General features: G+C 75.2%; 21 protein-coding genes. 1 reads left to right on the top strand and 20 read right to left on the bottom strand.

What is annotated here, in order from left to right:
• Positions 1-90 precede the first annotated feature (90 nt).
• The 15 genes from ACI79D_RS21790 to ACI79D_RS21720 all read right to left on the bottom strand — a co-directional run bounded on the left by ACI79D_RS21790 (position 91) and on the right by ACI79D_RS21720 (position 20,184).
• A complete protein-coding gene (locus ACI79D_RS21790) occupies positions 91-1,578 on the bottom strand; it encodes a glutamate synthase subunit beta (protein WP_456920595.1) in 1,488 nt (495 codons plus the stop codon).
• Positions 1,571-6,262 carry a glutamate synthase large subunit gene (gene gltB / locus ACI79D_RS21785; protein ID WP_456920594.1) on the bottom strand — a complete coding sequence of 1,564 codons (4,692 nt, stop codon included), beginning with the start codon at positions 6,260-6,262 and terminating at the stop codon, positions 1,571-1,573. The genes ACI79D_RS21790 and gltB overlap by 8 nt, the downstream gene beginning before the upstream one ends.
• A 320-nt stretch (positions 6,263-6,582) precedes the next feature.
• Complete coding sequence (gene lgt, locus ACI79D_RS21780; protein WP_456920593.1) at positions 6,583-7,554, bottom strand: prolipoprotein diacylglyceryl transferase; 972 nt, start codon at positions 7,552-7,554, stop codon at positions 6,583-6,585.
• On the bottom strand, positions 7,551-8,351 hold the full coding sequence (gene trpA, locus ACI79D_RS21775; RefSeq protein ID WP_456920592.1) for a tryptophan synthase subunit alpha: 801 nt from the start codon (positions 8,349-8,351) through the stop codon (positions 7,551-7,553). Before trpA ends, lgt begins: the two co-directional genes overlap by 4 nt.
• Positions 8,348-9,697 carry a tryptophan synthase subunit beta gene (gene trpB, locus ACI79D_RS21770; protein ID WP_456920591.1) on the bottom strand — a complete coding sequence of 450 codons (1,350 nt, stop codon included), beginning with the start codon at positions 9,695-9,697 and terminating at the stop codon, positions 8,348-8,350. Before trpB ends, trpA begins: the two co-directional genes overlap by 4 nt.
• A 77-nt stretch (positions 9,698-9,774) precedes the next feature.
• Positions 9,775-10,584 (bottom strand): indole-3-glycerol phosphate synthase TrpC, encoded by an 810-nt coding sequence (gene trpC, locus ACI79D_RS21765; protein WP_456920590.1) that lies wholly within the window; start codon positions 10,582-10,584, stop codon positions 9,775-9,777.
• 128 nt (positions 10,585-10,712) lie between these two features.
• Positions 10,713-11,357, bottom strand: a complete 645-nt coding sequence (locus ACI79D_RS21760; RefSeq protein WP_456920589.1) for a Trp biosynthesis-associated membrane protein — start codon at positions 11,355-11,357, stop codon at positions 10,713-10,715.
• Positions 11,354-12,862, bottom strand: coding sequence for an anthranilate synthase component I (locus ACI79D_RS21755; protein WP_456920588.1), 1,509 nt, complete (start codon positions 12,860-12,862; stop codon positions 11,354-11,356). The genes ACI79D_RS21760 and ACI79D_RS21755 overlap by 4 nt, the downstream gene beginning before the upstream one ends.
• Positions 12,849-13,223: a phosphoribosyl-AMP cyclohydrolase gene (gene hisI / locus ACI79D_RS21750; protein WP_456920587.1), complete on the bottom strand. Its 375-nt coding sequence runs from the start codon at positions 13,221-13,223 to the stop codon at positions 12,849-12,851. Before hisI ends, ACI79D_RS21755 begins: the two co-directional genes overlap by 14 nt.
• Positions 13,224-13,259: 36 nt before the next feature.
• Positions 13,260-13,907, bottom strand: coding sequence for a hypothetical protein (locus ACI79D_RS21745; protein ID WP_456920586.1), 648 nt, complete (start codon positions 13,905-13,907; stop codon positions 13,260-13,262).
• Complete coding sequence (locus tag ACI79D_RS21740) at positions 13,904-15,556, bottom strand: FAD-binding dehydrogenase (protein WP_456920585.1); 1,653 nt, start codon at positions 15,554-15,556, stop codon at positions 13,904-13,906. Before ACI79D_RS21740 ends, ACI79D_RS21745 begins: the two co-directional genes overlap by 4 nt.
• A 9-nt stretch (positions 15,557-15,565) precedes the next feature.
• Positions 15,566-16,075 carry a hypothetical protein gene (locus ACI79D_RS21735; RefSeq protein WP_456920584.1) on the bottom strand — a complete coding sequence of 170 codons (510 nt, stop codon included), beginning with the start codon at positions 16,073-16,075 and terminating at the stop codon, positions 15,566-15,568.
• Between the two features lie 29 nt (positions 16,076-16,104).
• Entirely contained in the window at positions 16,105-16,548 is a 444-nt protein-coding gene (locus ACI79D_RS21730; protein ID WP_456920583.1) for a hypothetical protein, read from the bottom strand.
• Positions 16,549-16,594: 46 nt separating this feature from the next.
• On the bottom strand, positions 16,595-18,412 hold the full coding sequence (locus tag ACI79D_RS21725) for an ABC transporter ATP-binding protein (protein WP_456920582.1): 1,818 nt from the start codon (positions 18,410-18,412) through the stop codon (positions 16,595-16,597).
• On the bottom strand, positions 18,409-20,184 hold the full coding sequence (locus tag ACI79D_RS21720; protein ID WP_456920581.1) for an ABC transporter ATP-binding protein: 1,776 nt from the start codon (positions 20,182-20,184) through the stop codon (positions 18,409-18,411). The genes ACI79D_RS21725 and ACI79D_RS21720 overlap by 4 nt, the downstream gene beginning before the upstream one ends.
• 102 nt (positions 20,185-20,286) lie before the next feature.
• Between ACI79D_RS21720 and ACI79D_RS21715 the strand changes: the two genes are divergently transcribed.
• A complete protein-coding gene (locus ACI79D_RS21715) occupies positions 20,287-20,889 on the top strand; it encodes a TIGR03085 family metal-binding protein (protein WP_456920580.1) in 603 nt (200 codons plus the stop codon).
• Positions 20,890-20,931: 42 nt separating this feature from the next.
• Here the strand turns inward: ACI79D_RS21715 and ACI79D_RS21710 are convergent, their stop codons facing one another.
• The 5 genes from ACI79D_RS21710 to ACI79D_RS21690 form a co-directional block, all read right to left on the bottom strand.
• The gene (locus tag ACI79D_RS21710) at positions 20,932-21,768 is read right to left on the bottom strand and encodes a class II glutamine amidotransferase (RefSeq protein WP_456920579.1); all 837 of its coding nucleotides are present in this window, start codon (positions 21,766-21,768) and stop codon (positions 20,932-20,934) included.
• Positions 21,769-21,835: 67 nt separating this feature from the next.
• Positions 21,836-22,630, bottom strand: a complete 795-nt coding sequence (hisF, locus tag ACI79D_RS21705; RefSeq protein ID WP_456920578.1) for an imidazole glycerol phosphate synthase subunit HisF — start codon at positions 22,628-22,630, stop codon at positions 21,836-21,838.
• A 79-nt stretch (positions 22,631-22,709) separates the two neighbouring features.
• Complete coding sequence (locus ACI79D_RS21700; RefSeq protein WP_456920577.1) at positions 22,710-23,102, bottom strand: RidA family protein; 393 nt, start codon at positions 23,100-23,102, stop codon at positions 22,710-22,712.
• Positions 23,099-23,830, bottom strand: coding sequence for a bifunctional 1-(5-phosphoribosyl)-5-((5-phosphoribosylamino)methylideneamino)imidazole-4-carboxamide isomerase/phosphoribosylanthranilate isomerase PriA (gene priA / locus ACI79D_RS21695; RefSeq protein ID WP_456920576.1), 732 nt, complete (start codon positions 23,828-23,830; stop codon positions 23,099-23,101). Before priA ends, ACI79D_RS21700 begins: the two co-directional genes overlap by 4 nt.
• Positions 23,831-23,926: 96 nt before the next feature.
• Positions 23,927-24,850, bottom strand: coding sequence for an SDR family oxidoreductase (locus ACI79D_RS21690; RefSeq protein ID WP_456920575.1), 924 nt, complete (start codon positions 24,848-24,850; stop codon positions 23,927-23,929).
• Between the last annotated feature and the right edge of the window lie 144 nt (positions 24,851-24,994).

Raw genomic sequence — 24,994 nt, 5'->3', positions numbered from 1 at the left:
CGCGTGGAGCGGGACCCGGCCCTCAGCGCCGAGAGAGGACCCTGTCCTCCTCACCCCTCGCACGCTCGGGGTGAGCCTCGGGACGGGCCCTCAGCGCAGCGCCACCGCGGTGGGGGTGATCGGCCGCGGCAGCATCGAGGCCCCGGTCAGCCAGGTGTCGACGGCGCCGGCGGCGGCGCGCCCCTCGGCGATCGCCCACACGATCAGCGACTGGCCGCGGCCCATGTCACCGGCGACGAACACGCCCGGGACGGTGGACATGAACTCGCCGTCGCGGGCGACGTTGCCGCGCCCGTCGATCTCCACGCCCAGGGCGTCGAGCAGGCCCTCGCGCTGCGCGCCGGTGAAACCCATGGCGAGGAACACCAGGTCGGCCGGGAGCTCCCGCTCGGTGCCCTCGACCTTCTGGAACCGCCCGTCGACCCGCTCCACCTCGTGGATCAGCAGCGCGCGCAGGTTGCCCTCGTCGTCGCCGACGAAGCGCTCGGTGTTGACGCTGTAGAGCCGCTCCCCGCCCTCCTCGTGGGCGCTGGAGACCCGCATGACCATCGGGTAGGTCGGCCACGGGTTGCCCGCCGCCCGCCGGTCCGGCGGCGCGGGCATGATCTCCAGCTGGGTGACCGAGAGCGCGCCCTGCCGGTGCGCGGTGCCCAGGCAGTCCGCGCCGGTGTCGCCACCGCCGATGATCACGACGTGCTTGCCGTGGGCGTTGATCGGCGGCTCGTCGAGCTCGCCGAGCGCCTGCCGGTTGCCGAAGGGCAGGTACTCCATCGCCAGGTGGATGCCGCGCAGCTCCCGGCCCGGCGCCGGCAGGTCGCGGCCGATGGTGGCGCCACCGGAGAGGACGACGGCGTCGTACTCGGCCCGCAGCTGGTCGGCCGACAGGTCGTTCTCCCCGCTGCCGCCGACCTCGACCCCGGTGACGAACCGGGTGCCCTCGGCGCGCATCTGGTCCAGCCGCCGGTCGAGGACGGCCTTCTCCATCTTGAACTCGGGGATGCCGTAGCGGAGCAGCCCGCCGACGCGGTCGGCCCGCTCGTAGACGGTCACCTCGTGCCCGGCACGGGTCAGCTGCTGGGCGGCGGCCAGCCCGGCCGGCCCCGAGCCGATCACGGCGACCTTCTTGCCGGTCCGCTCCTGCGGCGGGACGGGCTTGACCAGGTCGCGCTGGAACGCCTGGTCGATGATCTCCCACTCGATCTGCTTGATCGTGACCGGGGACTCCTGCAGGTTGAGCACGCAGGAGCCCTCGCACGGCGCCGGGCACAGCTTCCCGGTGAACTCCGGGAAGTTGTTGGTGGCGTGCAGCCGCTCGATCGCCTCGGTCCAGTCGTCGCGGCGGGCGAGGTCGTTCCACTCCGGGATCAGGTTGCCCAGCGGGCAACCGTGGTGGCAGAACGGGATGCCGCAGTCCATGCACCGGGCGGCCTGCTGGCGCACCGCGGCCACGGGGAAGACGGCGTCCTCACCGCTGGTCCGGGAGAGGTAGACGTCCTTCCAGTCCAGGATCCGGACGTCGACCGGACGGCGCGGCGGCAGCGCCCGGTCGTGCTTGAGGAAACCGGTCGAGTCAGCCACGTGCGGCCTCCATCAGTGCCTTGTCCACATCCGTGCCGGCGGCCTCCGCGGCCCGCCGGGCCTCGAGCGCGCGACGGTAGTCGCGCGGCATGATCACGCTGAACCGCTCCGACCAGCGGCCCCAGTCGGCCAGCAGCGCGACGGCGACCGGCGACTCGGTGTCCGCGGCGTAGCGGACCAGGACGTCGCGCAGCCACTGCGCGGACTCGCCGTCCAGCGGCTCGACGTCGACCATCTCGCTGTTGACCCGGTGGCGGGGCAGGTCGAGGACGTAGGCGATGCCCCCGGACATGCCGGCCGCGATGTTGCGGCCGGTCGGGCCGAGGATCACCGCGCGCCCGCCGGTCATGTACTCCAGCGCGTGGTCGCCGACGCCCTCGACGACGGCCAGCGCGCCCGAGTTGCGCACGCAGAACCGCTCGCCGACCCGCCCGCGCAGGAAGATCTCCCCCGCGGTCGCGCCGTAGGCGATGACGTTGCCGGCGATGACGTTGTCCTCGGCGGCGAAGGTCGCCTCACGGCCCGGCCGGACGACGACCCGCCCGCCGGAGAGGCCCTTGCCGACGTAGTCGTTGGCGTCACCGAACAGTCGCATGGTGATGCCGCGTGGCAGGAACGCGCCGAACGACTGGCCGGCCGACCCGGTGAAGGTCAGGTCGATCGTGCCGTCGGGCAGCCCCTCGCCGCCGAAGCGCCGGGTGACCATCGACCCGAGCATCGTGCCGACGGTGCGGTTGACGTTGCGCACCGGCAGCTCCAGGCTGACCGGTCGCGCGTCGAGCAGCGCGCCCTCGCACAGCTGGATGAGGGTCTGGTCCAGCGCGACGTCCAGGCCGTGGTCCTGCTCCCGGACCCGGTGCAGCGGCGCGCCCTCGGGCAGCTCGGGCACGGCCAGCACCGGGGTGAGGTCGAGGCCCGCGGCCTTCCAGTGGTCGACCGCCTTCCGGGTGTCGAGCAGCTCGGCGTGCCCGATCGCCTCGTCGAGGGAGCGGAAGCCCAGCTCGGCGAGGTACTGGCGCACCTGCTCGGCGAGGAACTCGAAGAAGGTGACCACGAACTCCGGCCGCCCGGTGAACCGCTTGCGCAGCTCGGGGTTCTGGGTGGCGACGCCGACCGGGCAGGTGTCGAGGTGGCAGACGCGCATCATCACGCAGCCGGAGACGACCAGCGGAGCGGTGGCGAAGCCGTACTCCTCGGCGCCCAGCAGCGCGGCGATGACCACGTCGCGGCCGGTCTTCATCTGCCCGTCGCACTGCACGACGATGCGGTCGCGCAGGCCGTTGGCCAGCAGCGTCTGCTGCGTCTCGGCCAGGCCCAGCTCCCACGGCGAGCCGGCGTGCTTGAGCGAGGTCAGCGGCGCCGCGCCCGTCCCGCCGTCGTGCCCGGAGATCAGGACGACGTCGGCGTGCGCCTTGCTCACGCCGGCCGCGACCGTCCCGACGCCGACCTCGCTGACCAGCTTGACGTGGACCCGTGCCGCGTTGTTCGCGTTCTTCAGGTCGTGGATGAGCTGCTTGAGGTCCTCGATCGAGTAGATGTCGTGGTGCGGCGGCGGGCTGATCAGGCCGACGCCCGGCGTGGAGTGCCGGGTGCGGGCCACCCAGGGGTAGACCTTCTGGCCGGGCAGCTGGCCGCCCTCGCCGGGCTTGGCGCCCTGCGCCATCTTGATCTGGATGTCGTCGGCGTTGACCAGGTACTCGCTGGTGACGCCGAAGCGGCCGCTGGCCACCTGCTTGATCGCCGAGCGGCGCAGGTCGCCGTTCGGGTCGGGCTGGAAGCGGTCGGGGTCCTCGCCGCCCTCACCGGTGTTGGACTTGCCGCCCAGCCGGTTCATGGCGATCGCGAGGGTCTCGTGGGCCTCCTGCGAGATCGAGCCGTAGCTCATCGCGCCGGTGGAGAACCGCTTGACGATCTCGCTGACCGGCTCGACCTCCTCCAGCGGCACGGGCGGGCGCGCACCGGTGCGGAGGGTGAAGAGCCCGCGCAGCGTCGCGGCCTCCTCGGAGAGCTTGTCGACGGTGTCGGTGTAGCGCTGGAACACGTCGTACTGCCGCGCGCGGGTGGCGTGCTGGAGCAGGAACACCGTCTCGGGGTTGAACAGGTGCACCTCGCCCTCGCGGCGCCACTGGTACTCGCCCCCGGTCTCCAGCCGGCGGTGCGCCCGCTCGGTCGGGTTCTCCGGGTAGGCGCGGCGGTGGCGCATGGCCACCTCCTCGGCGAGGACGTCGATGCCGACACCGCCCAGCGGGCAGGAGGTGCCGGTGAAGTACTCGTCGACGACCTCCTGGGACAGGCCGACCGCCTCGAAGATCTGCGCCATCGTGTACGAGCCGACGGTGCTGATGCCCATCTTGCTCATGACCTTCAGGACGCCCTTGCCCAGCGCCTTGACGACGTTGCGGTTGGCCTGGGCGGCCTCGATGCCGGTGAGGTCCCCGGCGCGGATGAGGTCCTCGATGGACTCGAAGGCCAGGTACGGGTTGACCGCGGCGGCGCCGTAGCCGAGCAGCAGCGCGACGTGGTGCACCTCGCGGCAGTCGCCGGACTCGACGACCAGCCCGACCTCCATGCGGGTCTTCTGCCGCACCAGGTGGTGGTGGACGGCCGCGGTCATCAGCAGCGACGGGATCGGCGCGCGCTTCTCGTCGCAGTCCCGGTCCGAGAGCACGATGACGCGGGCGCCCGCGGCGATCGCCTTGCTGACCTTGGTGCGCAGCTGCTCGACCGCCTCGGCCAGGGCCTTGCCGCCGCCGTTGACGTCGAAGTGGCCGGTGATCCGGACGGCGGCGTAGCCGGGCAGGTCGCCGTCGTCGTCGATGTGCAGGATCTTGGCCAGCTCGTCGTTGTCGATGACCGGGTAGGGCAGGAAGACCTGCCGGCAGGACGCCGGGGTGGCGTGCAGCAGGTTCTGCTCCGGGCCGAAGGTGCGGCCCAGGCTGGTCACCAGCTCCTCGCGGATGGCGTCGAGCGGCGGGTTGGTCACCTGGGCGAACAGCTGCCCGAAGTAGTCGTAGAGCAGCCGCGAGCGGTCCGACAGCGCCGCGACCGGGGTGTCGGTGCCCATCGAGCCGATCGGCTCGGCGCCGGAGGAGGCCATCGGGGTCAGCAGGACCCGCAGGTCCTCCTCGGTGTAGCCGAACAGCTGCTGCCGGCGGACGACCGACTCGTGGCTGGGCCGGGCACGGCGGCGCTCGGGCAGCTGCGGCAGGTGCACCAGGCCGGCGTGCAGCCAGTCCTCGTACGGGTGCTCGGCCGCCAGCGCGCCCTTGACCTCCTCGTCGGAGACGATCTTCCCCGCTGCGGTGTCGACCAGGAACATCCGGCCCGGCTGCAGCCGGCCCTTGGCCACGACCTCGGCGTCGGGGACCTCGAGGACGCCGACCTCGCTGGCGAGCACGACCAGGTCGTCCTTGGTGTGCCACCAGCGGCCCGGGCGCAGCCCGTTGCGGTCGAGGACGGCGCCGATGAGCGTGCCGTCGGTGAAGGCGACCGCGGCCGGCCCGTCCCACGGCTCCATGATCGAGGAGTGGAACCGGTAGAAGGCCCGGCGGGCCGGGTCCATCTCGTCGTGGTTCTCCCACGCCTCCGGGATCATCATCAGCACCGCGTGCGGCAGCGACCGGCCGGACAGGTGCAGCAGCTCGAGCACCTCGTCGAACGTGGCCGAGTCGCTGAAGTCGCTGGCGGTGACGGGGAAGATCCGGTCCAGCCCCAGCTCGGACGCCGGGCCGGCGGGGCCGTCGAACAGCGTCGTCTCGAGCTTGGCCTCGCGGGCCCGCATCCGGTTGCGGTTGCCCTTGATCGTGTTGATCTCGCCGTTGTGCGCGATCACGCGGAACGGGTGGGCCAGCGGCCAGCTCGGGAAGGTGTTGGTGGAGAACCGGCTGTGCACCAGCGCGATCGCCGACTCGTAGCGCTCGTCGCGCAGGTCGGGGAAGAACGCGGGCAGCTGGTCGGTGGTCAGCATGCCCTTGTAGGTGATCGTCCGGGACGACAGCGAGGCGATGTAGAGGGAGCTGCCCGCCTCGGTCGCGGCGCGCTCGGCCCGCTTGCGCAGCACGAAGGCGCGCCGCTCCAGCCGGGTGACCCCGTAGGGGGCGGCGTTACCGCCGAACGCGGCGGCGTCGGCGCGGGCGCCCATGGTCTCGGCCACGAACAGCTGGGCGAAGTGCGGCATGACCGCGCGGGCGGTCGGGCCGACGTCGGCGCCGTCCGGGTCGACCGGGAGCTCGCGCCAGCCGAGGACGGCGAGGCCCTCCTCGGCGGCGAGCCGGGCGACGTCCTCGACCCGCGCGGCCCGCTCGGCCTCGTCGACGGGGAGGAAGGCGATGCCCACGGCGTACTCGCCGAGCGGGGGCAGGTCGAAGTCGACCTCGGCGCGCAGCAGCGCGTCGGGGACCTGGGTGAGGATCCCGGCGCCGTCGCCGGAGTTGGGCTCGGAGCCGGCGGCGCCCCGGTGGTCGAGGTTGTGCAGCGCGGTGAGACCGGCGGCGACGATCTTCCGGGAGCGGCGTCCCTGCACGTCGGCGACGAAGGCGACGCCACAGGCGTCCTTGTCGTTGGCCGGGTCGTACAGGCCCGCGGCGGCCGGGACGGCCGAGAACGGGACGGCGGTCCCGCGGGGAGCGGGGGTCACCGTGCCGGAGGCGGGAGAACCGGTGGCGGGGGCGGAGTTCTCGGGCATGTCACTCCCGTCGTCGGCGCGCCGTCCGGACTCCGTCGGCGGTGACGGGACGGACGGGGGGCTGAGGGCCCGGGGCCGGTGGTCAGAGGGCGGAGGGGCACTGCGGGAGAGCCGGGAGCGGTGGTGATCCGTGGATCGACCGGTCCAGCTCAGGCTCGCGAGCCTCGGGGGTGGTGCCCTCGGGGCTGTCGTCCGCGGGGCGGCGCTGGCCCGGTTCCGACGCAGATGACCCCGCCAGGATCTCTGGGAGGTCAGGTTGGAGGGTACACAGAGGTAACAGGAGCCTCACTCGGGCAAACCCCCGCAACGGCGCGTCTTCCTCAGGATCGTTCGTGTCGCAGCGGGCCATCCCCACCTGCGCCTTCGCCGTCCGTGCCGTCGCCGCTGCCCGGCGTGGCCGCCGGGGCTGCGCCGGCCGGGCTCCCCGGGGCGGTGGCGGTGTCGGACATCTCACGTCCGTGGGTGATCACCTCGCGGGGACGGCCGCGCTGCCACACCAGGTAGGCCACCGCGAGCAGGCCGACGACCACCGCGGTGAAGACGTTGAGCCGGACGCCGAAGAAGTGCTCGGCGGGGTCGCTGCGCAGCATCTCGACCCACAGCCGCCCGGCGCAGTAGCTGGCCACGTACAGGGCGAACGCGCGGCCGTGGCCGAGCCGGAAGCGCCGGTCGGCCCAGATGACCAGCCCGGCCGCGGCGAGGTTCCACAGCAGCTCGTAGAGGAACGTCGGGTGGAAGGTGCCCAGCACGACCGGCTGCCCGTCGGGGCCGACGACGGCCTGGGTGCCGTCCCACTCGTAGATGGTCAGCGCCCACGGCAGGTCGGTCGGCCCGCCGTAGAGCTCGTTGTTGAACCAGTTGCCGAGCCGGCCGATCGCCTGGGCGACCAGCAGCCCGGGGGCGAGGGCGTCGGCGAAGGCCGGCAGCGGGATGCCCTTGCGCCGGCAGGCGATCCACGCGCCGACCCCGCCGAGGGCGATGGCGCCCCAGATGCCCAGGCCGCCCTCCCAGATGGCGAAGGCCCGGACCGGGTCGCCACCCTCGCCGAAGTAGGCCCGCGGACTGGTGATGACGTGGTACAGCCGGCCGCCGACGATGCCGAAGGGCACCGCCCAGACGGCGATGTCGAGGACGTCGCCCTCCGCTCCCCCGCGCGCCCGCCACCGCCGGTCGGTCAGCCAGACCGCGGCGACGATGCCGGCGATGATGCACAGCGCGTAGGCCCGGATGGGCAGCGGGCCGAGCTCCCAGACGCCCTGCGTGGGGCTCGGGATGGCCGCCAGGGCGGTCATGCACGCCCCCGTCGGCGGACGCCGTCGGACAGCTCGGCGGCCAGCGCGCGGACGCCGTCCGGACCGTGGCCGTCGAGCAGCGTGCGGACGAACGCCGACCCGACGATGACCCCGTCGGCGAAGGCGGCGACCTCGGCGGCCTGGTCGGCGTTCGAGACGCCGAGGCCCACGCACACCGCGAGGTCGGGCGCCGCGGCCCGGGTCCGGGCGACCAGCTGCTCCGCGGCGTCGCCGACCGTGGCGCGGGTGCCGGTCACCCCCATGGTGGACGCGGCGTAGACGAAGCCGCGGCAGGCGGCGGTGGTCATGGCCAGCCGGGTGTCGGTGGACGACGGCGCGACCAGGAAGACCCGGTCGAGGTCGGCTGCCTCGGCGGCGGCGATCCACTCGGCCGCCTCGTCGGGGATGAGGTCGGGGGTGATCGCGCCCGCTCCCCCGGCCGCGGCCAGGTCGGTGGCGAACCGCTCGACGCCGTAGCGCTCGATCGGGTTCCAGTAGCTCATCACCACCGGTACCGCGCCCGCCGCGGCGACCGCCTCGACCGCGCGCAGCACGTCGCGCATGCCCACGCCGGCACGCACCGCCGGGTCGACGGCCCGCTGGATCACCGGTCCGTCCATGCCGGGGTCGCTGTAGGGGACGCCGACCTCGACGACGTCGGCGCCGCCCTCGACGGCGGCGACCATCGCCGCGATCGACGCGTCCACGCTCGGGTAGCCGACCGGCAGGTAGGCGACCAGCGCCGATCTCCCCTCGGCCGTGGCCTTGCCGATCACGTCGGCCAGCTGTGAGGTCACGCCGTCTCTCCTGCTTCCTGGCCGGGGACGGCCTCGCCGGACGTCACGGCTCCCTCGGTGGGCTGCTGGTCGGTGTCCAGGCCCGGTCCCGGGTCGACGTCCTCGCGGTCGCCGAGACCGAACCAGCGCGACGCCGTCTCGACGTCCTTGTCGCCGCGGCCGGAGAGGTTGACCAGCAGCAGCGCGTCCCGCCCCAGCTCCTCGCCGAGCTGCAGCGCCCCGGCCAGCGCGTGCGCCGACTCGATCGCCGGGATGATCCCCTCAGTGCGGCACAGCAGCGCGAACGCCTCCATGGCCTCGGCGTCGGTGACCGCCCGGTACTCGGCGCGGCCGATGTCGTGCAGGTGGGAGTGCTCGGGCCCGACGCCGGGGTAGTCCAGCCCGGCGCTGATCGAGTGCGACTCGATGGTCTGGCCGTTCTCGTCCTGCAGCAGGTAGGAGCGGGCGCCGTGCAGCACCCCCGGCGTCCCGCCGGTGATCGTGGCCGCGTGCCGCCCGGTGTCGACGCCGTCCCCGCCGGCCTCCAGGCCGATCAGCCGCACGCCCTCGTCGGGGACGAAGGCGGTGAAGATGCCGATGGCGTTGGAGCCGCCGCCCACGCAGGCCAGGACGGCGTCGGGCAGCCGGCCCTCCCGCAAGAGCACCTGGGCGCGCGCCTCGTCGCCGATGACCCGCTGGAAGTCGCGGACCATCTCCGGGAACGGGTGCGGCCCGGCGACGGTGCCGAACACGTAGTTGGTGGTCTCGACGTTGGTGACCCAGTCGCGGAAGGCCTCGTTGATCGCGTCCTTGAGCGTCCGGGAGCCGGTGGTGACCGGGATGACCTCGGCGCCGAGCAGCCGCATCCGGGCGACGTTGAGCGCCTGGCGGCGGGTGTCCTCCTCGCCCATGTAGACGGTGCACGACAGGCCCATCAGCGCCGCGGCGGTCGCGGTTGCCACCCCGTGCTGCCCGGCGCCGGTCTCGGCGATGACCCGGGTCTTGCCGATGCGCTTGGTGAGCAGCGCCTGGCCCAGCACGTTGTTGATCTTGTGTGACCCGGTGTGGTTGAGGTCCTCGCGCTTGAGCAGCACCCGGGCCCCGCCGGCGTGCTCGGCGAACTTCGGCACCTCGGTGATCGGGCTGGGCCGGCCGGTGTAGTCGCGCTGGAGCCGGGCGAACTCCTCCTGGAAGGCCGGGTCCACCCGCATGGCGGCGTAGGCCTCGGTGAGCTCGTCGAGCGCCGCGATCAGCGCCTCGGGCACGAAGCGGCCGCCGAAGACCCCGAAGTGGCCGGTGGCGTCGGGCCAGCCCGGGCGCGCCGGCAGGAGCTCTTCTCCGGGCTGCGGTGGGCTGGTCGTCGTCATGCCCCTAGTCTCCCGCGCCGAGAGCCCCTGACGGGACAGGGGGTCGGCGTCGGGGTGGCGGGCGTGGGAGCCCTCTCTCAGCGGCTGGTGCGCGGGGTCGCGGGGTGCGATCCGGCGGTGACCAGGTCGGCCACCGCCTGGCGGGCGTCGCCGGCGGTGACCAGGCCCTCGCCGACCAGCACGGCGTCGGCACCGGCCGCGGCGTAGGAGATGAGGTCGTGCGGCCCGCGGACGCCGGACTCGGCGACCTTGACCACCTCCGACGGCAGCCCCGGGGCGATCCGCTCGAAGGTCGACCGGTCGACCGACAGCGTCGTGAGGTCGCGGGCGTTGACGCCGATGACGGCGGCGCCGGCGGCCAGCGCCCGGTCGGCCTCGGCCTCGGTGTGCACCTCGACCAGGGCGGTCATCCCGAGCGATTCCACCCGCTCGAGCAGCCCCACCAGCACGTTCTGCTCGAGCGCGGCGACGATCAGCAGGACGACGTCGGCACCGTGCGCCCGGGCCTCGTGCACCTGGTAGCTGGTGACCACGAAGTCCTTGCACAGGATCGGCACGTCGACGGCGGCGCGGACGGCGGCGAGGTCGGCGTGCGAGCCCCCGAACCTTCGGCGCTCGGTGAGCACGCTGATCACCCGGGCGCCGCCGTCGGCGTACTGCCGGGCCAGGACGGCCGGGTCGGGGATGTCGGCGAGCGCGCCCTTGGACGGGCTCTGCCGCTTCACCTCGGCGATGACGCCGACGCCGGGGGCGCGCAGCGCGGCCAGGGCGTCGAGAGCCGGCCGGGTGTCCCCGGCGATGGCCTTGACCTCGGCCAGCGGCGTGACCGCCTCGCGCGCGGCCAGGTCCTCGCGGACCCCGGCGACGATCTCGTCGAGCACGGACACGCGTCCTCCCCGCTGGGAATCCTCGGCTCGCCGTTCGCGGCCCGGTCGTGGAACCACTCTAGAGGCGACCGCGGTCCCGGCCTCCCGCGGGGCTGCGCCGCGCGGTTCGCCTGTCGAGGGTCGGGTAGTCAGCGGGGTTCGGTCTCGCCGGACGCCAGTTCGGTGGGGTCCTCGCCGCGGTCGAGGGCCCGCCAGGCGTCCAGGGCGCGGTCCTCGTCGGTCCGCGGCCGGGCCCCGGTCCGAGCCGTCGCGGCGCCGGCCGGCCGCTCGTATCGGCGGCCCATGCCCGGCCAGCCGCGGCCGCGCAGGACCGTGAGCAGCCCCGCCGCGACCGCGAGCACCCCGGCGACGACCGCCAGGACCGGCCAGGCCGGGTGCACCTCGACGGCGAGCCCGCCGGAGCGCCCGGCCCCGACCGCACCGGCCACGACCGACTCGACCCCGCCGACGAACGGCCGCAGCCCGGACCAGCCCAGGACACCACCGGCGACGGCGACGAGCAGCCCCACGACGACCCGCCCGCCGGCGCGGACGGCGAGCACGGCGACCGCCGCGGCCAGCAGCAGCAGCCCGGCGGCCGGCACGAGCGGCGCCAGCGCGGACCCGGTGACCTCCTCGGTGGCCGGAGGCAGCGGTGCCGGGCGCTGCAGCGTCGCGGTCACCCAGGTCTGCCCGCCGGTGGATAGCGCCAGCCCGCCGGCCAGCGCCGCGCCGACGACGGCGGCGCCCAGCTCCCGCCGGGCGGTCACGGGGCCGACGGCAGAGCCGCTCACGGCAGCTCCCGCATCCCCTCGGCGGTCGCGATCGCCGACAGCACCGCCCGGGCCTTGTGCCGGGTCTCGGCCTCCTCGGTGGCGGCGTCGCTGTCGGCGACGACGCCCGCGCCGGCCTGCACGTAGGCCCGGCCCTGGTGCAGCACCGCCGTCCGGATGGCGATGGCCATGTCGAGGTCGCCGCTGGCGTCGACGTAGCCCACGGTGCCGGCGTACAGCGCCCGGCGGGTCGGCTCCAGCGACTCGATGATCTCCATCGCCCGCGGCTTGGGGGCGCCGGACACCGTGCCGGCGGGGAACGTGGCGTCGAAGACGTCCAGCGCGTCCCACTCCGGCGCCACCTCGCCGGCGACGGTGGAGACCAGGTGCATGACGTGGCTGTAGTGCTCGATCCGCATGAAGTCGGGCACCTCGACGGTGCCGGGCACGCAGACCCGGCCCAGGTCGTTGCGCGCCAGGTCGACGAGCATGACGTGCTCGGCGCGCTCCTTGGGGTCGGCGAGCAGCCCCTCGGCCAGCCGCACGTCCTCGTCGGGCGTGGCGCCGCGGGGCCGGGTGCCGGCCGGCGGGTGGACGACGGCCGAGCTGCCGGTCACCGTCACCAGCGCCTCCGGCGAGGAGCCGACGACGTCGAACGGCGTCTCCCGGCCCGCGAAGCGCAGCAGGTACATGTACGGGGAGGGGTTGGTGGCGCGCAGCACCCGGTAGAGGTCCAGCGCGTCGACCTCGGTCGGCACCGCGAAGCGCTGCGACAGCACCACCTGGAAGGCGTCACCGGCGCGGATGTGCTCGCGCACCCGCTCGACGCCGTCCTCGAAGACGCCCGGCGCCATGTTGCTGACCACCGGCGGCGGCTCGGCGGTCGCGAACGTGGCGACCCCGGGCGGCACCGCCTTGGTGAGGTCGGCGGCCATCGCGTCGAGCCGCGCCACGGCGTCGTCCCAGCCAGTGCCGGACTCTCCCGCTCCGCGCACGGCGTTGGCGATGAGCAGCACCGACCCGTCGGTGTGGTCGAGCACGGCGAGGTCGGTGACCAGCATGAGCGACAGCTCGGGCATGCCGAGGTCGTCGACGCTGGTGACCGGCAGCCGCTCCAGCCGACGGACCACGTCGTAGCCGAGGTAGCCGACCAGGCCACCGGTCAGCCGCGGCAGGCCGGGGGTCCGCGGCGACCGCAGCCGCCGGGCGAGGGTGCGGACGGCGTCCAGCGGGTCGGCCGGCAGGTCGTCGGTCAGGCCCGGCAGCTCCTCCCCCAGCCACTGGGTGGCGCCGTCGCGCTCGGTGAGCACGCCCGCGCTGCGCACGCCGACGAAGCTGTACCGGCTCCACTGCTTGCCCTGCTCGGCGGACTCCAGCAGCACCGTGCCGGGCCGGTTGCCGGCGAGCTTGCGGTAGATGCCGACGGCGGTCTCGGCGTCGGCGAGCAGCCGCCGGGTCACCGGCACCACCGCCTGGTCGAGGGCGGCGAACTCCTCCCGCGACGGGGACGTCTCACCGAGCCGCACGGGACACCTCCAGCTCCCGGTGGAAGCAGCTGCGCTCGCCGGTGTGGCAGGCCGGCCCCTCCTGGTCGACGAGCACCAGCAGGGCGTCGCCGTCGCAGTCCAGCCGGACGTCGCGCACCCACTGCCGGTGACCGGAGGTCTCGCCCTTCACCCAGTACTCCTGCCGGCTGCGCGACCAGTAGGTGGCCCGGCCGGTGGTGAGGGTGCGGCGCAGCGCCTCGTCGTCCATCCAGGCGACCATGAGCACCTCGCCGGTGTCGTGCTGCTGGACGACGGCGGCGACCAGACCCGCGGCGTCACGGCGCAGCAGCGCGGCGACGGCGGGGTCCAGGGCGGACTCGGCGGCGGGGACGGCGGACATGCGCCCGATCGTCCCATCCGGCGGCGGCCGCCAGGCTCACCGGTCGGGCGCCGTCCCCTCCCGCGAGGCGAACCACTCCCGCGCCGGGCGGCTGCTGACCAGGCCCAGCGCCACGGCCGGACCGGCGGCGAAGCAGGCGACCCCGAACAGCGCCACGGCCGACGGGTCGGGCCCGACCGCCTCGGACAGGCCGTCGAGCCGCGCCCACCAGTACGCGGCGAGGGCGAGCTGCAGGGCCAGCGCGGCCACGAGCGCCCAGCGCGCCACCGCACCCCGCCGGTTGAGCGCGACGATGCCGGTGACGACGAGGGCGACGACCGACCCGATCTGCACGGCGGCGACGGCGGTGGCCTCGGTCGCCAGCGCGTCGGCGTCCGCGGGGAAGCCGGGCTCCCCCTCGGCCAGGCTGAACACCGAGGCCAGGAGGAAGACGTAGGCCGACGCGAAGGCCACCACGCCCGCCTGGACGAAGGCGAGCACGGCGGCGGCGATCACCTGACCGGGCCGCCGCGGCCCGCGCGGGACCACCGGCCACGGCGGGCCGTAGGCCACGGGCCAGCCGTAGGCGGGGGCGCCGTACCCCGGCGGCACCCAGGCGGGGGCGGTCGGCGGCGGGCCGGCGTACGGCGCGCCCGGCTCGGTCTCCGTGGCCGGGTCCGACCACGGGTCGCGGGGAGTGCTCACAGCTGACCCGCCAGGGCCCGGCCGGCCACCCGCCCGGAGAACAGGCAGCCACCCAGGAAGGTCCCCTCCAGCGACCGGTAGCCGTGCATGCCGCCCCCACCGAACCCGGCGACCTCCCCCGCCGCGTACAGGCCGGGGAAGACCTCGCCGCCGGGGCGCAGCACGCGGCCGGACAGGTCGGTCTCCAGGCCGCCGAGCGTCTTGCGGGTGAGCAGGTTGAGCCGGACGGCGATGAGCGGCCCGGCCTCGGGGTCGAGCAGCCGGTGCGGCGGGGCGACCCGGATGAGCTTGTCGCCGAGGTAGCTGCGGGCGCCGCGGATCGCGGTGATCTGCAGGTCCTTGGTGAACGGGTGGCCGACCTCTCGGTCCCGGGCGACGATCTCGGCCTGCACGGTGGCGAGGTCCAGCTCCGGCGTCGCCCCGGTGACCCGGTTCATGCCGGCGACCAGCTCCGGCAGGGTGCGGGCGACGACGAAGTCCTCGCCGCGGTCGAGGAATGCCTGCACCGGCCCGGCCACCCCGGCCTTCACCCGGTTGAGCAGGAGCTTGACGTCCTTGCCGGTGAGGTCGGGGTTCTGCTCGGACCCCGACAGCGCGAACTCCTTCTCGACGATCTTCTTCGTGGCGACGAACCAGGTGTGCTCGTACCCGGTCTGCCCGATGTGGGCCAGCGTGCCCAGGGTGTCGAAGCCGGGGAACAGCGGCACCGGCAGCCGCCGGCCGGTGGCGTCCAGCCACAGGGACGACGGGCCGGGGAGGATCCGGATGCCGTGCCGCGCCCACACCGGCGAGTGGTTGGCGATGCCCTCGGTGTAGTGCCACATCCGGTCGCGGTTGACCAGGTGCGCGCCGGCGGCCTCGGTGGCCTGCAGCATCCGGCCGTCGACGTGCGCGGGGACGCCGGAGAGCAGCCGCCGCGGCGCCGGGCCCAGCCGCGCGGGCCAGTTCTCGCGGACCAGGTCGGGGTTGCCCCCGATCCCGCCGGAGGTGACGACGACGGCCTGCGCGGCGATCTCGAACGGCGCCACCTCGGTGCGGGAGCTGGCCTCGCCGCGGGCGGCGCCGCTGGCCTCGAGGACGGCGCCCCGCACCCCGGTGACCGCCCCGCCGCTGACGACGAGCTCGTCGACCCGGTGCCGGAAGCGCAGGTCCACCAGTCCGCGCTCGGCGGCGGCGCGGACCCGGCGGGCGAACGGCTCCACCAGGCCGGGCCCGGTCCCCCAGACGATGTGGAAGCGCGGCACCGAGTTGCCGTGCCCGGTGGCGGTGTAGCCGCCCCGCTCGGCCCAGCCGACGACGGGGAAGAACCGCACCCCCTGGGCGCGCAGCCAGGCGCGCTTCTCCCCCGCGGCGAACTGCAGGTAGGCCTCGGCCCAGCGGCGGGGCCAGTGGTCCTCCGCGCGGTCGAAGCCGGCGGTGCCGAACCAGTCCTGGCGGGCCAGCTCGAGGGAGTCGTGGACGCGCAGCCGGCGCTGCTCCGGGGAGTCGACGAGGAACAGCCCGCCGAAGGACCACCAGGCCTGCCCGCCGAAGGACGCCTCCGGCTCCTGCTCGAGGAGCACCACCCGCTTGCCGGCGTCGGCCAGCTCCGCGGCGGCGACCAGCCCGGCCAGCCCCGCACCCACCACCACGACGTCCGTCTGCGTCACGGGGGCACGCTAGCGGGGGCGGACCGCCCGTCGGTGCTGGTCGGGCGGGTGCGTCGCCCGCCCGGGTCGGGTCCACTCCCGGATCGGGCGGCGCAGGGTCAGTGCCAGGCAGCCGATCGGGCCGACCAGGAGCAGCACCGCCCACCACATCGCCTGCCCGCCGCCGAGGACGCCGAAGAGGACCACCAGCCCCACCATCGCCAGCAGCGGCACCACCGCCGCCGCGGCCAGGACCAGCCAGCCGCGCCCGCGGCCGAGCCACACCATCGCCGCCCCGGCGACCGCCCAGACCGCCAGCACGACCGGCACGAGCACGTACCAGTGCCAGCCGCGGTCGGGTTCCCACAGCAGGTAGGCCAGGTAGATGTCCTCGGCGGCCACCAGCACCCCGAACACCGCGGCGAACGGCGCGAGCAGCGGGCGGACGGCCGGCCCCGCGGTCCGGGCTGCCGGCAGGCGGGGCGCCGGACGGGGCGAGCGCCGCGTCGCCGCCCGGCCGCGTGAGGAGGACGACGGCATGGGGCGAGGGTAGGACCGGTGGCTGGGGCTCAGCGGGCGGCCGCGGCCGCGCGCCCGGGCCGCCCGGCGGTCCACCGGCGCACCCGCGGCGTCAGCGCCAGCGCCGCCGCGAGCAGGGGCAGGACCACGAGCACCAGCGGCCAGGCCGGGCTCCCGGCGTCCTCCCGCGCGGCGACCACGACCACCGCCCCGGTCAGCACGGCCACCGGCAGGACCGAGAGCACCAGCGGCAGCCAGCCCCGGCGCAGCAGCAGCCAGACGGCGCCGGCCAGCTGGACGACCGGGGCGAGCAGCAGCAGGTAGGTCCACGGGTCGGGGCCGGTGTCGGCGTTCAGCCCGCCCAGCATCACGGCGAGGACGGCGACGAACAGCGGCGGCACCGCGCCGAGGATGCCGAGGGCGCCGGCGGCCAGGGCCAGACCGGGCATCCGCGGGTCCGCGGGCGGGGCGGCGTCCGCCGGGGTGGGAGGCACGTCCGCAGGCTAGGACGCGCGGCCGTGCCGCGGTGGCCCGGCGCGCTCAGCCGGCCGGCTGCGGCTCCCCGGTCGACGAGCGCCGCCAGGAGGCGTGCAGCCGGGCGTAGGGCCCGTCGGCGTCGACCAGCTCGGCGTGCGTGCCGCGCTGCACCACCCGGCCGGCGTCGACCACCAGCACCTCGTCGGCCCGCTCGGCGGTGGACAGCCGGTGGGCGATGGTCAGCGTCGTCCGCCCCTCGGTGAGCGTGTCGAGCGCGTGGGTGAGCCGCCGCTCGGTCGCCGGGTCGACGGCGCTGGTGGCCTCGTCGAGGACGAGCAGGTCGGGGTCGGCGACGTAGGCGCGGGCAACGGCGACCAGCTGCCGCTCGCCGGCCGAGAGCGACTCCCCGCGCTGCCCCACGGGGGTGGTCACGCCGCCGGGCAGGCCGGCCACCCACTCCCCCAGGCCCAGCTCGGTGAAGGCGGCGAGGACGTCGTCGTCGGTGAGCCCCGGGCGGCCGTAGCGGACGTTCTCGGCGACGGTCGCGTCGAACAGGAACCCGTCCTGCGGCACCATGACCACCCGCTGCCGCAGCGAGGAGAAGGAGACCTCGGCCAGGGGGACGCCGCCGAGCAACACCCGGCCCTCGGTGGGGTCCATCAGCCGGGTGACCAGCTTGGCGAACGTGGTCTTCCCCGAGCCGGTCTCGCCGACGATGGCGACCCGGCGGCGTGGGGCGATCTCCAGGTCGACGTCCTCGAGGGCGGGGCGCGCCCCCGGCGCGTACCGGAAGCTGACGTGCTCGAATCGCACGCCCAGCGGGGTGTGCGGCAGCTGCCGGGCCGTCGTCGGGTCGACGACCGCGGGGTCGCGGACGTCGGGCTCGGTCTCCAGCACGTCGAGGACGCGGCGGAACCCGGCGACGGCGTTCTGCGCCTCGTTGAGCACCTCGCTGGCGGTCTGCACCGGCGCGACGAACAGCGTGACCAGGAACAGGAACGCCACCAGGGTGCCGGCGGTCAGGTGCCCGCCCAGGCCGAGCAGGACGCCGACGACGACCACCGCGGCGTTGGCCACCGCGGCGACGAACTCGCCGCTGACGAAGACCGCGGCGGTGGTCCGCTGCGCCCGCACCTGCGCCCGGTAGTGCCGGTCGATGGCGCGGTCGATGCGGGCGGCGGTGCGCTCCCGGATGCCGTAGGCCCGCACGGTGGGCGCCCCGACGACCGACTCGGAGACCGCGGCCAGGACGTCGCCGACCCGCTCCCGGACCACCCCGTACACGACGGCCAGGCGCGCGGCGAACCAGCGGACCGCGATCGCCAGCGGCACGAAGCAGACCAGCACCAGCAGGGTCAGCTGCCAGGAGTAGACGGCCATGACCACGGTGGCGATCAGCAGCTGTCCCAGGCTGACCACCCCGAGCACGCCACCCCACTGCATGAACGTGGAGAGCTGGTCGACGTCGCTGGTGACCCGGGAGACCAGCGACCCGCGCCGCTGGCCCTGCTGGTGCAGCACCGAGAGGTCGTGGACGTGCCGGAAGGCCCGCGACCGCAGCCCGGCCAGCGCGGTCTCCGTCGTCCGGAACAGGCGGACGTTCATCCGGTAGACCGCGACCGCCGTGAGCGCGACGACCACGGCGCACACCAGGACCAGGTCGCGGACGAGGTCGAGGTCGGGGCCGCCGGAGCCGGACAGGCCGCGGTCGATCACCTGCTGGACGGCGATCGGCACGACCACCCGCCCGGCGGTGGCGACCAGCGCGAGGGCGAAGGTGGCCGGGAGCCCGCGGCGGAACTCCGGCATCATCCGCAGGCCCCGGCGCAGCGTGGCCAGCGCTCCCTCGTCCCGGTGCTCGGCGAGCACGGCGGTGCTCATGCGGCCACCTCCGTCTGGGCGTAGGCGCGCACCAGCGCGGCGTAGCCGGGAACCGACGCGAGCAGCTCCTCGTGGCTGCCGCGGGCGAGCACCCGGCCGTTCTCCAGCCAGACCACCTCGTCGGCCAGCGCGATCGTGGCCTGCCGGTAGGCGACCACGACGACGGTGGAGGGCCGGTCGGCGGCGCGCAGCGCGTCGAGGATGCGGGCCTCCACGGCCGGGTCGACGGCGCTCGTGGCGTCGTCGAGGACCAGCAGGCGGGGACGGCGGACCACGGCGCGGGCCAGCGCGATCCGCTGCCGTTGGCCGCCGGACAGCGTGGCGCCCCGCTCGCCGACGCGGGTGTCGAGGCCGTCGGGCAGCCGCTGGACGAAGTCCTCGGCGGCGGCCACCCGCAGCGCGGCGCGGACCTCGTCGTCGGACACGTCGGCGCCCAGGGTCACGTTGCCGCGGACGGTGTCGTCGAAGAGGAAGGTGCCCTGTGGCACGAACGCCGCCTGCGCGCTGACCTCGCCCTCGCGCAGGGCGCGCAGGTCCACCCCGTCGAGGAGCACCGCGCCGCTGCCGGGGTCGACCAGCCGCACCAGCAGGCCGGCCAGGGTGGACTTGCCCGACCCGGTGGGCCCGACGACGGCGACCGTGCTGCCGGCCGCGACGTCGAAGGTGATCCCGGAGAGGGTGGGCCGCTCGGCGCCGTCGAAGCCGAAGCCGACGTCCCGCAGCGCCAGGGCCGCGCCGCCGGTGCCGCTCGGGGCGCGGTCGTCGCCGTGCGGGATCTCCCCGGTGGCGTCGAGGACCGGGGTGACCCGGTCGAAGCCGGCCAGCGCGCGGGGCAGGTCGGCCAGCACCCAGCCGATCGCGCGGATCGGCAGCGCGAGCAGGGTGAACAGGTAGGCGATGGACACCAGGTCGCCGGCGTCGGCGGCGCCGTCGGCCACCCGCCCGGCCCCGATGAGCAGCACCGCGAGGGTGCCCAGGCTGGGCAGCGCCTCCATGAGCGGGTCGAACAGGCCGCGCACCCTGCCCACGGCGACCAGCCCGTCGCGCAGTTCCTCGGCGCGGGCGGTGAACCGGGCGGTCTCGACGTCCTCCCGGCCGAGGGTCTTCACCACCAGCGCGGCGTCGAAGCTCTCGTGCGCGATCTCGCTGACCTCGGCCCGCAGCTGCTGGGCCCGCGCCATCCGCGGGCTCATCACCTGCGAGTACACGGCGTTGACCAGGAAGACCAGCGGGAAGACGACCAGGCCGACCAGCGCCAGCCACGGGTCGGTGGCCACCAGCGCGACCACGGTGATCGCGATCATCACCACCGCGCCGCAGGCGAAGGGCAGCGGCGCGACGAAGTACCAGGACGCCTCGACGTCGGAGTTGGCGTTGGACAGCAGCTGCCCGGTCGGGTGCCGCTGGTGCCACGACAGCGGCAGCCGCAGGTACTGGCCGGTCACCCGGCGGCGGTAGTCGGCCTGCAGCCGGTAGCCCATGATCCCGGCGAACAGCCGCCGGCCGAGGATGCCGAGGATCTTCAGGACGGCGACGGCGAGGATGGCGACGGCGGCCAGCGTGAGCGCGGCCCCGGTGGTCGCCCCCGCGGCGAACGCCGGGAGGACCACCCGCTGGGTGACCTCGCCGATGACGTAGGCGCTGGCCACGGTCATCCCGCCGTAGAGGCTGCTGGCGAGGAAGGCCAGCGTGAACATGCCGGGCTGCTCGGCGATCGCGCGCCCGACGTGGCGCATCCCTCGCCGGACCACGGCGTCTCGGCGGCGGGGCACAGTTCTCCTCGGTGCTCGTGCGGGCGGTGCCCACGACTGTACTTAGGGGAGCTAAGGGACGCTCCCCGTTTCCCGGGCCCGCCTCGTCGGTAACCGGGCAGGGTGACCGCCTCTTCCCGTCCGCTGGCCGCCCGCGAGCGCGCCGCCCTCGCGGACCTCCTCGACGAGCTCGGCCCCGGCGCGCCGACCTGCTGCGCGGGGTGGACGACGGCCCACCTGGCGGCGCACGTCGTCGTCCGGGACCGCCGTCCCGACGCCCTCCCGGGCTTCGGTGTCGAGCAGCTGGGCGTGGCCCGGCCGCTGTCGGCCTGGTCCCACCGGCTGGAGGACCGGCTGCGCGCCTCGACGCCCTACGCCGAGCTGGTGGCGCGGGTGCGGTCCGGTGCGCCGGCGTGGGCGCCGATGGGGTGGCCGGTCGTCGGCGACGCGGTCAACACCGCCGAGTTCGCCATCCACCACGAGGACGTCCGCCGGGCGCAGCAGGGCTGGGTGCCGCGGGTGCTCGACCGGGCCGACCAGGACCGGCTGTGGGGGGCCGTGCGGTTCTTCGCCCGGCGGACGCCGGGCGGGGTCGTGCTCCGGCGCACCGACACCGGGGCGGAGCACCGGGTGGGCGCCGGGGGGACGACGGTGGCCGGCGAGCCGCTGGAGCTGCTGCTGTGGACCGCCGGCCGCCGCGACGTCGCCCGCGTCGGGCAGTCCTAGACGGAGTGCGGCAGCGCAGGATCCCTGCGCCCCCGCACTCCGCTACGCGGCCACGGGCAGGCGCGGGCGGAACGGCCGCTCCTCCACCGTCCGGCCCACGACCAGCGCGGTGGCCACCGGCACCTCCCGCCACACCCCCGGCAGGTCCACCAGCGGCTCGGAGACGACCGCCCGGGCGTTGTCCGGGAAGTGGGCGAACCGCTCCCGCTCCGGGTACAGCGCACGCAGCGACTCGACGTCCTCGCTGACGTACAGGGAGTTGACCACCGGGCCGCTGGCGTACCGGGCGGCGTAGAGGGTGCTGCCGTCGGTCAGCCCGACGGTCATCTGCAGCGGCTCGGGGATGCCCGCGGCCCCGGCGGCGGCCTCGACGAAGCCGGCCATCGCCTCCAGCCCGCCGATCGGGTCCTCGGTCAGCCCGAACGTCAGCGCCAGGTGGAACAGCAGCTCGGAGTCGGTGGTCCCCGCGATGTTGCCGAACAGGTCGGGACGGACGGCCAGCAGCAGCTCCCGCCGCAGCCGCGGGTACTCGTTGATGAACCCGTTGTGCACGAACAGCCAGTTGCCGCACCGGAACGGGTGGCAGTTGGTCTGCTGCACCGGCGCGCCCGTGCCGGCCCGCACGTGCGCCAGGAACATCCGCGAGGAGATCTCGGTCGCCAGCTCGAGCAGGTTCTCGTCACCCCAGGCGGGCGCGGTGGTGCGGAACAGCGCCGGGGTCTCCCGGCGCCCGTACCAGCCCAGGCCCGACCCGTCGCCGTTGGGCAGCGGCATGTCCGGCGCGTGCCGGCGGCTCTGCTCGATCAGCGACCGGTCGGGGTCGTACAACAGCTCCCGCGGGGTGATCGGGTCCCCGACGTAGCCCAGCCATCGACACACGGCGCCTCCCCGGGCCCAGGTGCTCCCGAGGGTGCCACCACCGCGCCGCCGGGTCGACGGTCGTCGGTCACCGCAGCGGGGAGTCGGCCTCCCGCCGCACCGGCACGCCGGCGCCGTCCAGCGCGGCCTTGACCTCGCCGATCCGCAGCTTGCCGAAGTGGAAGACGCTCGCGGCCAGGACGGCGTCGGCCCCCGCCTCCACCGCGGGCGGGAAGTGCTCCGGCTCCCCCGCTCCCCCGCTGGCGATCAGCGGCACGGTGACCTCGCGGCGCACCGCCCGGATCAGCTCGAGGTCGAACCCGGCCTGCGTGCCGTCGGCGTCCATGGAGTTGAGCAGCACCTCGCCGACCCCGAGCTCGGCGGCCTGCGCCACCCACTCGACGGCGTCCCGGCCGGTGCCGCGCCGCCCGCCGTGGGTGGTGATCTCGAAGCCGGAGTCGGTGCGCGCCCCGTCCCGGCAGCGCCGGGCGTCGAGGGAGAGTACCAGCACCTGGTTGCCGAACCGGTCGGTGATCTCGCTGATCACCTCGGGACGGGCCACGGCGGCGGTGTTGACCGCCACCTTGTCCGCGCCGGCCCGCAGCAGCCGGTCGACGTCGTCCACGCTGCGCACCCCGCCGCCCACGGTGAGCGGGATGAACACGCTCTCGGCCGTCCGGCGGACGACGTCGTAGGTGGTCTCCCGGTTGCCGGAGCTGGCGGTGATGTCGAGGAAGGTCAGCTCGTCGGCGCCCTCGGCGTCGTAGACCCGCGCCATCTCGACCGGGTCGCCGGCGTCGCGCAGGTCGACGAAGTTGACGCCCTTGACCACCCGGCCGGCGTCGACGTCCAGGCACGGGATGACCCGCACGGCCAGGCTCACTCGTCCTCCTCGCTGGCGCTCGTCGTCCCCGCTCGCCTGGGACGGGCTGTGCCCATGGACGAGCTCGCACGCTCGCTCGTCATGCCCCGGCCCTCCGGACCGCGTCGGCCTCGATCTCCACCAGCATCTCCGGGTCGATCAGCGCGGCCACCTGCACCATGGACGTCGCCGGCCGGACGTCGCCGAACACCTCGCCGTGCGCCCGGCCGACCTCCTCCCACCGGGAGATGTCGGTGACGTACATGCGGGTGCGGACGACGTCGGCCACGGTGAACCCGGCCCGTTCCAGCGCGGCGGCGATGGTGGCCAGCGCCTGGCGGGTCTGCGCGGCGGCGTCCCCGGGGTGCACGACCTCGCCGTCGACGATCGCGGTCGTACCGCTCACCCAGGCCATGTCGCCGTGCACCAGCACGCGGCTGTACCCGACGACCGCCTCCCAGGGCGCGTCGGAGCCGAACCGGACGACACTCACGCCGCCTCCTCGGTGACCCGCAGGGCCTCGGGCAGCGTGAACGCGCCGGCGTACAGCGCCTTCCCGACGATCGCGCCCTCGACCCCGACCGCGGTCAGGCCGGCCAGCGCGCGGATGTCCTCCAGCGAGCTGACCCCGCCGGAGGCGACCACCGGGCGGGGCGTCGCGGCGCAGACCTCGCGCAGCAGCTCCAGGTTCGGGCCGCGCAGGGTGCCGTCCTTGGTGATGTCGGTGACCACGTAGCGGGCGCAGCCCTCGGCGTCCAGGCGCGCCAGGGTCTCGTAGAGCTCGCCGCCCTCGCGGGTCCAGCCACGGGCGGCCAGCCGGGTGCCGCGCACGTCCAGGCCGACGGCGATCCGGTCGCCGTGCTCGGCGATCGCGCGGGCGCACCACTCGGGCGACTCCAGCGCCGCGGTGCCGAGGTTGACCCGCCGGCAGCCGGTGGACAGGGCCGCGGCGAGCGACTCGTCGTCCCGGATGCCGCCGGAGAGTTCGACGTCGACGTCCAGCGAGCCGACGACCCGGGCGAGCAGCTCGCGGTTGCCGCCGCGGCCGAAGGCGGCGTCGAGGTCGACCAGGTGCACCCACTCCGCGCCGTCGCGCTGCCACTGCAGCGCGGCCTCCAGCGGGTCGCCGTAGCCGGTCTCGCTGCCGGCCTCCCCCTGCACGAGACGGACGGCCTGACCGTCGGCGACGTCGACGGCGGGGAGCAGCTGCAGCTTCGGCACGCTCCCAGGTTAGTGAGCCGCGGATCCGGCCCTCCTCGCCGGCGCTCGTCGGCGGCTCCGCGGGCCCCGCTGCGCCGTCAGGGGGAGCCCGCGAGCTCACCGGTAGCCCTCGTCACCGGCGGGTCGGCCGGCGTCCTGCACCTCGACGACGTAGCGCCAGCAGTCCGGCTGGGTGCCGTCGACGTCGGGGAAGCCGTAGACGCGGGCCAGCTCGCCGCTGGAGGTGGACCGGCCCGACCAGCGAGCACGGTCGGGGTCGGCGGCCAGCGCGGCGACCGCCCGGCCGACGAACGCCGGGCTCTCGGAGATGCAGAAGTGCGGCTCGACCGCCGTTCCGTCCCGCCAGTTCTCCTCGGTCACGCCGTAGTGCTCGAGCATCATCTCCGAGCGCAACCAGCCCGGGGTGAGCGCGACCGCGGTGCCGGCCACCGCGCGCAGCTCCGCGGCCTGGGAGAACGCCAGCCGGGTCACGGCGACCTTGACCAGGTCGTAGAAGACCGACAGCCGGACGTGGGTGGCGTTGTAGGCGGCCGTGCCGTCGGTCATCTCGACGACCAGCCCGCCGGGGCGGCGGGTGAGCAGGCGCAGCGCGTGGGCACTGGTGACCAGGTGGGTCTCCAGCCCGAGGCGGACCAGCCGCAGGCCGCGGTCGAGGTCGGAGGCCCAGATCGGGACGTCCGCCTCGAAGAGGGTCTCGCCGCCCCAGATGTCGTTGACCAGCACGTCGAGTCGGCCGGACTCGGCGTCGATGCGCGCCACCAGTGCGGCCACTTGCGCCGGGTCGAGGTGGTCGCAGACGACCGGGATTCCCCGGCCGCCGGCGGCGGTGACCAGCTCGGCGGTCTCCTCGATCGTCTCGGGGCGGTCGTACTCCGAGCGGCGCCCCGCGGTGCTGCGGCCGGTGCACCAGACCGTGGCGCCGGCCGCGCCCAGCGCGACGGCGATGCCCCGGCCCGCGCCGCGGGTGGCGCCCGCGACGAGGGCGACGGTGCCGGAGAGGTCGGGCGGGGTGTGGTCCACGGACGCACTGTGCACCCGCCCACCGACAGCGCAGTGGGGGGGGGGGGGGGGGGGGGGGGGGGGGGGGGGGGGGGGGGGGGGGGGGGGGGGGGGGGGGGGGGGGGGGGGGGGGGGGGGGGGGGGGGGGGGGGGGGGCGGGCCGGG

The sequence above is a fragment of the Geodermatophilus sp. SYSU D00708 genome, assembly GCF_054050115.1.
This window is presented reverse-complemented; position numbering and strand designations above follow the sequence as displayed.

Coding starts and splice junctions, on each gene's coding strand:
- gltB (WP_456920594.1), bottom strand. CDS start 6,262: ATGCCCGAGAACTCCGCCCCCGCCACCGGTTCTCCCGCCTCCGGCACG.
- lgt (WP_456920593.1), bottom strand. CDS start 7,554: ATGACCGCCCTGGCGGCCATCCCGAGCCCCACGCAGGGCGTCTGGGAG.
- trpB (WP_456920591.1), bottom strand. CDS start 9,697: ATGACGACGACCAGCCCACCGCAGCCCGGAGAAGAGCTCCTGCCGGCG.
- hisI (WP_456920587.1), bottom strand. CDS start 13,223: ATGTCCGCCGTCCCCGCCGCCGAGTCCGCCCTGGACCCCGCCGTCGCC.
- ACI79D_RS21735 (WP_456920584.1), bottom strand. CDS start 16,075: ATGCCGTCGTCCTCCTCACGCGGCCGGGCGGCGACGCGGCGCTCGCCC.
- ACI79D_RS21725 (WP_456920582.1), bottom strand. CDS start 18,412: ATGAGCACCGCCGTGCTCGCCGAGCACCGGGACGAGGGAGCGCTGGCC.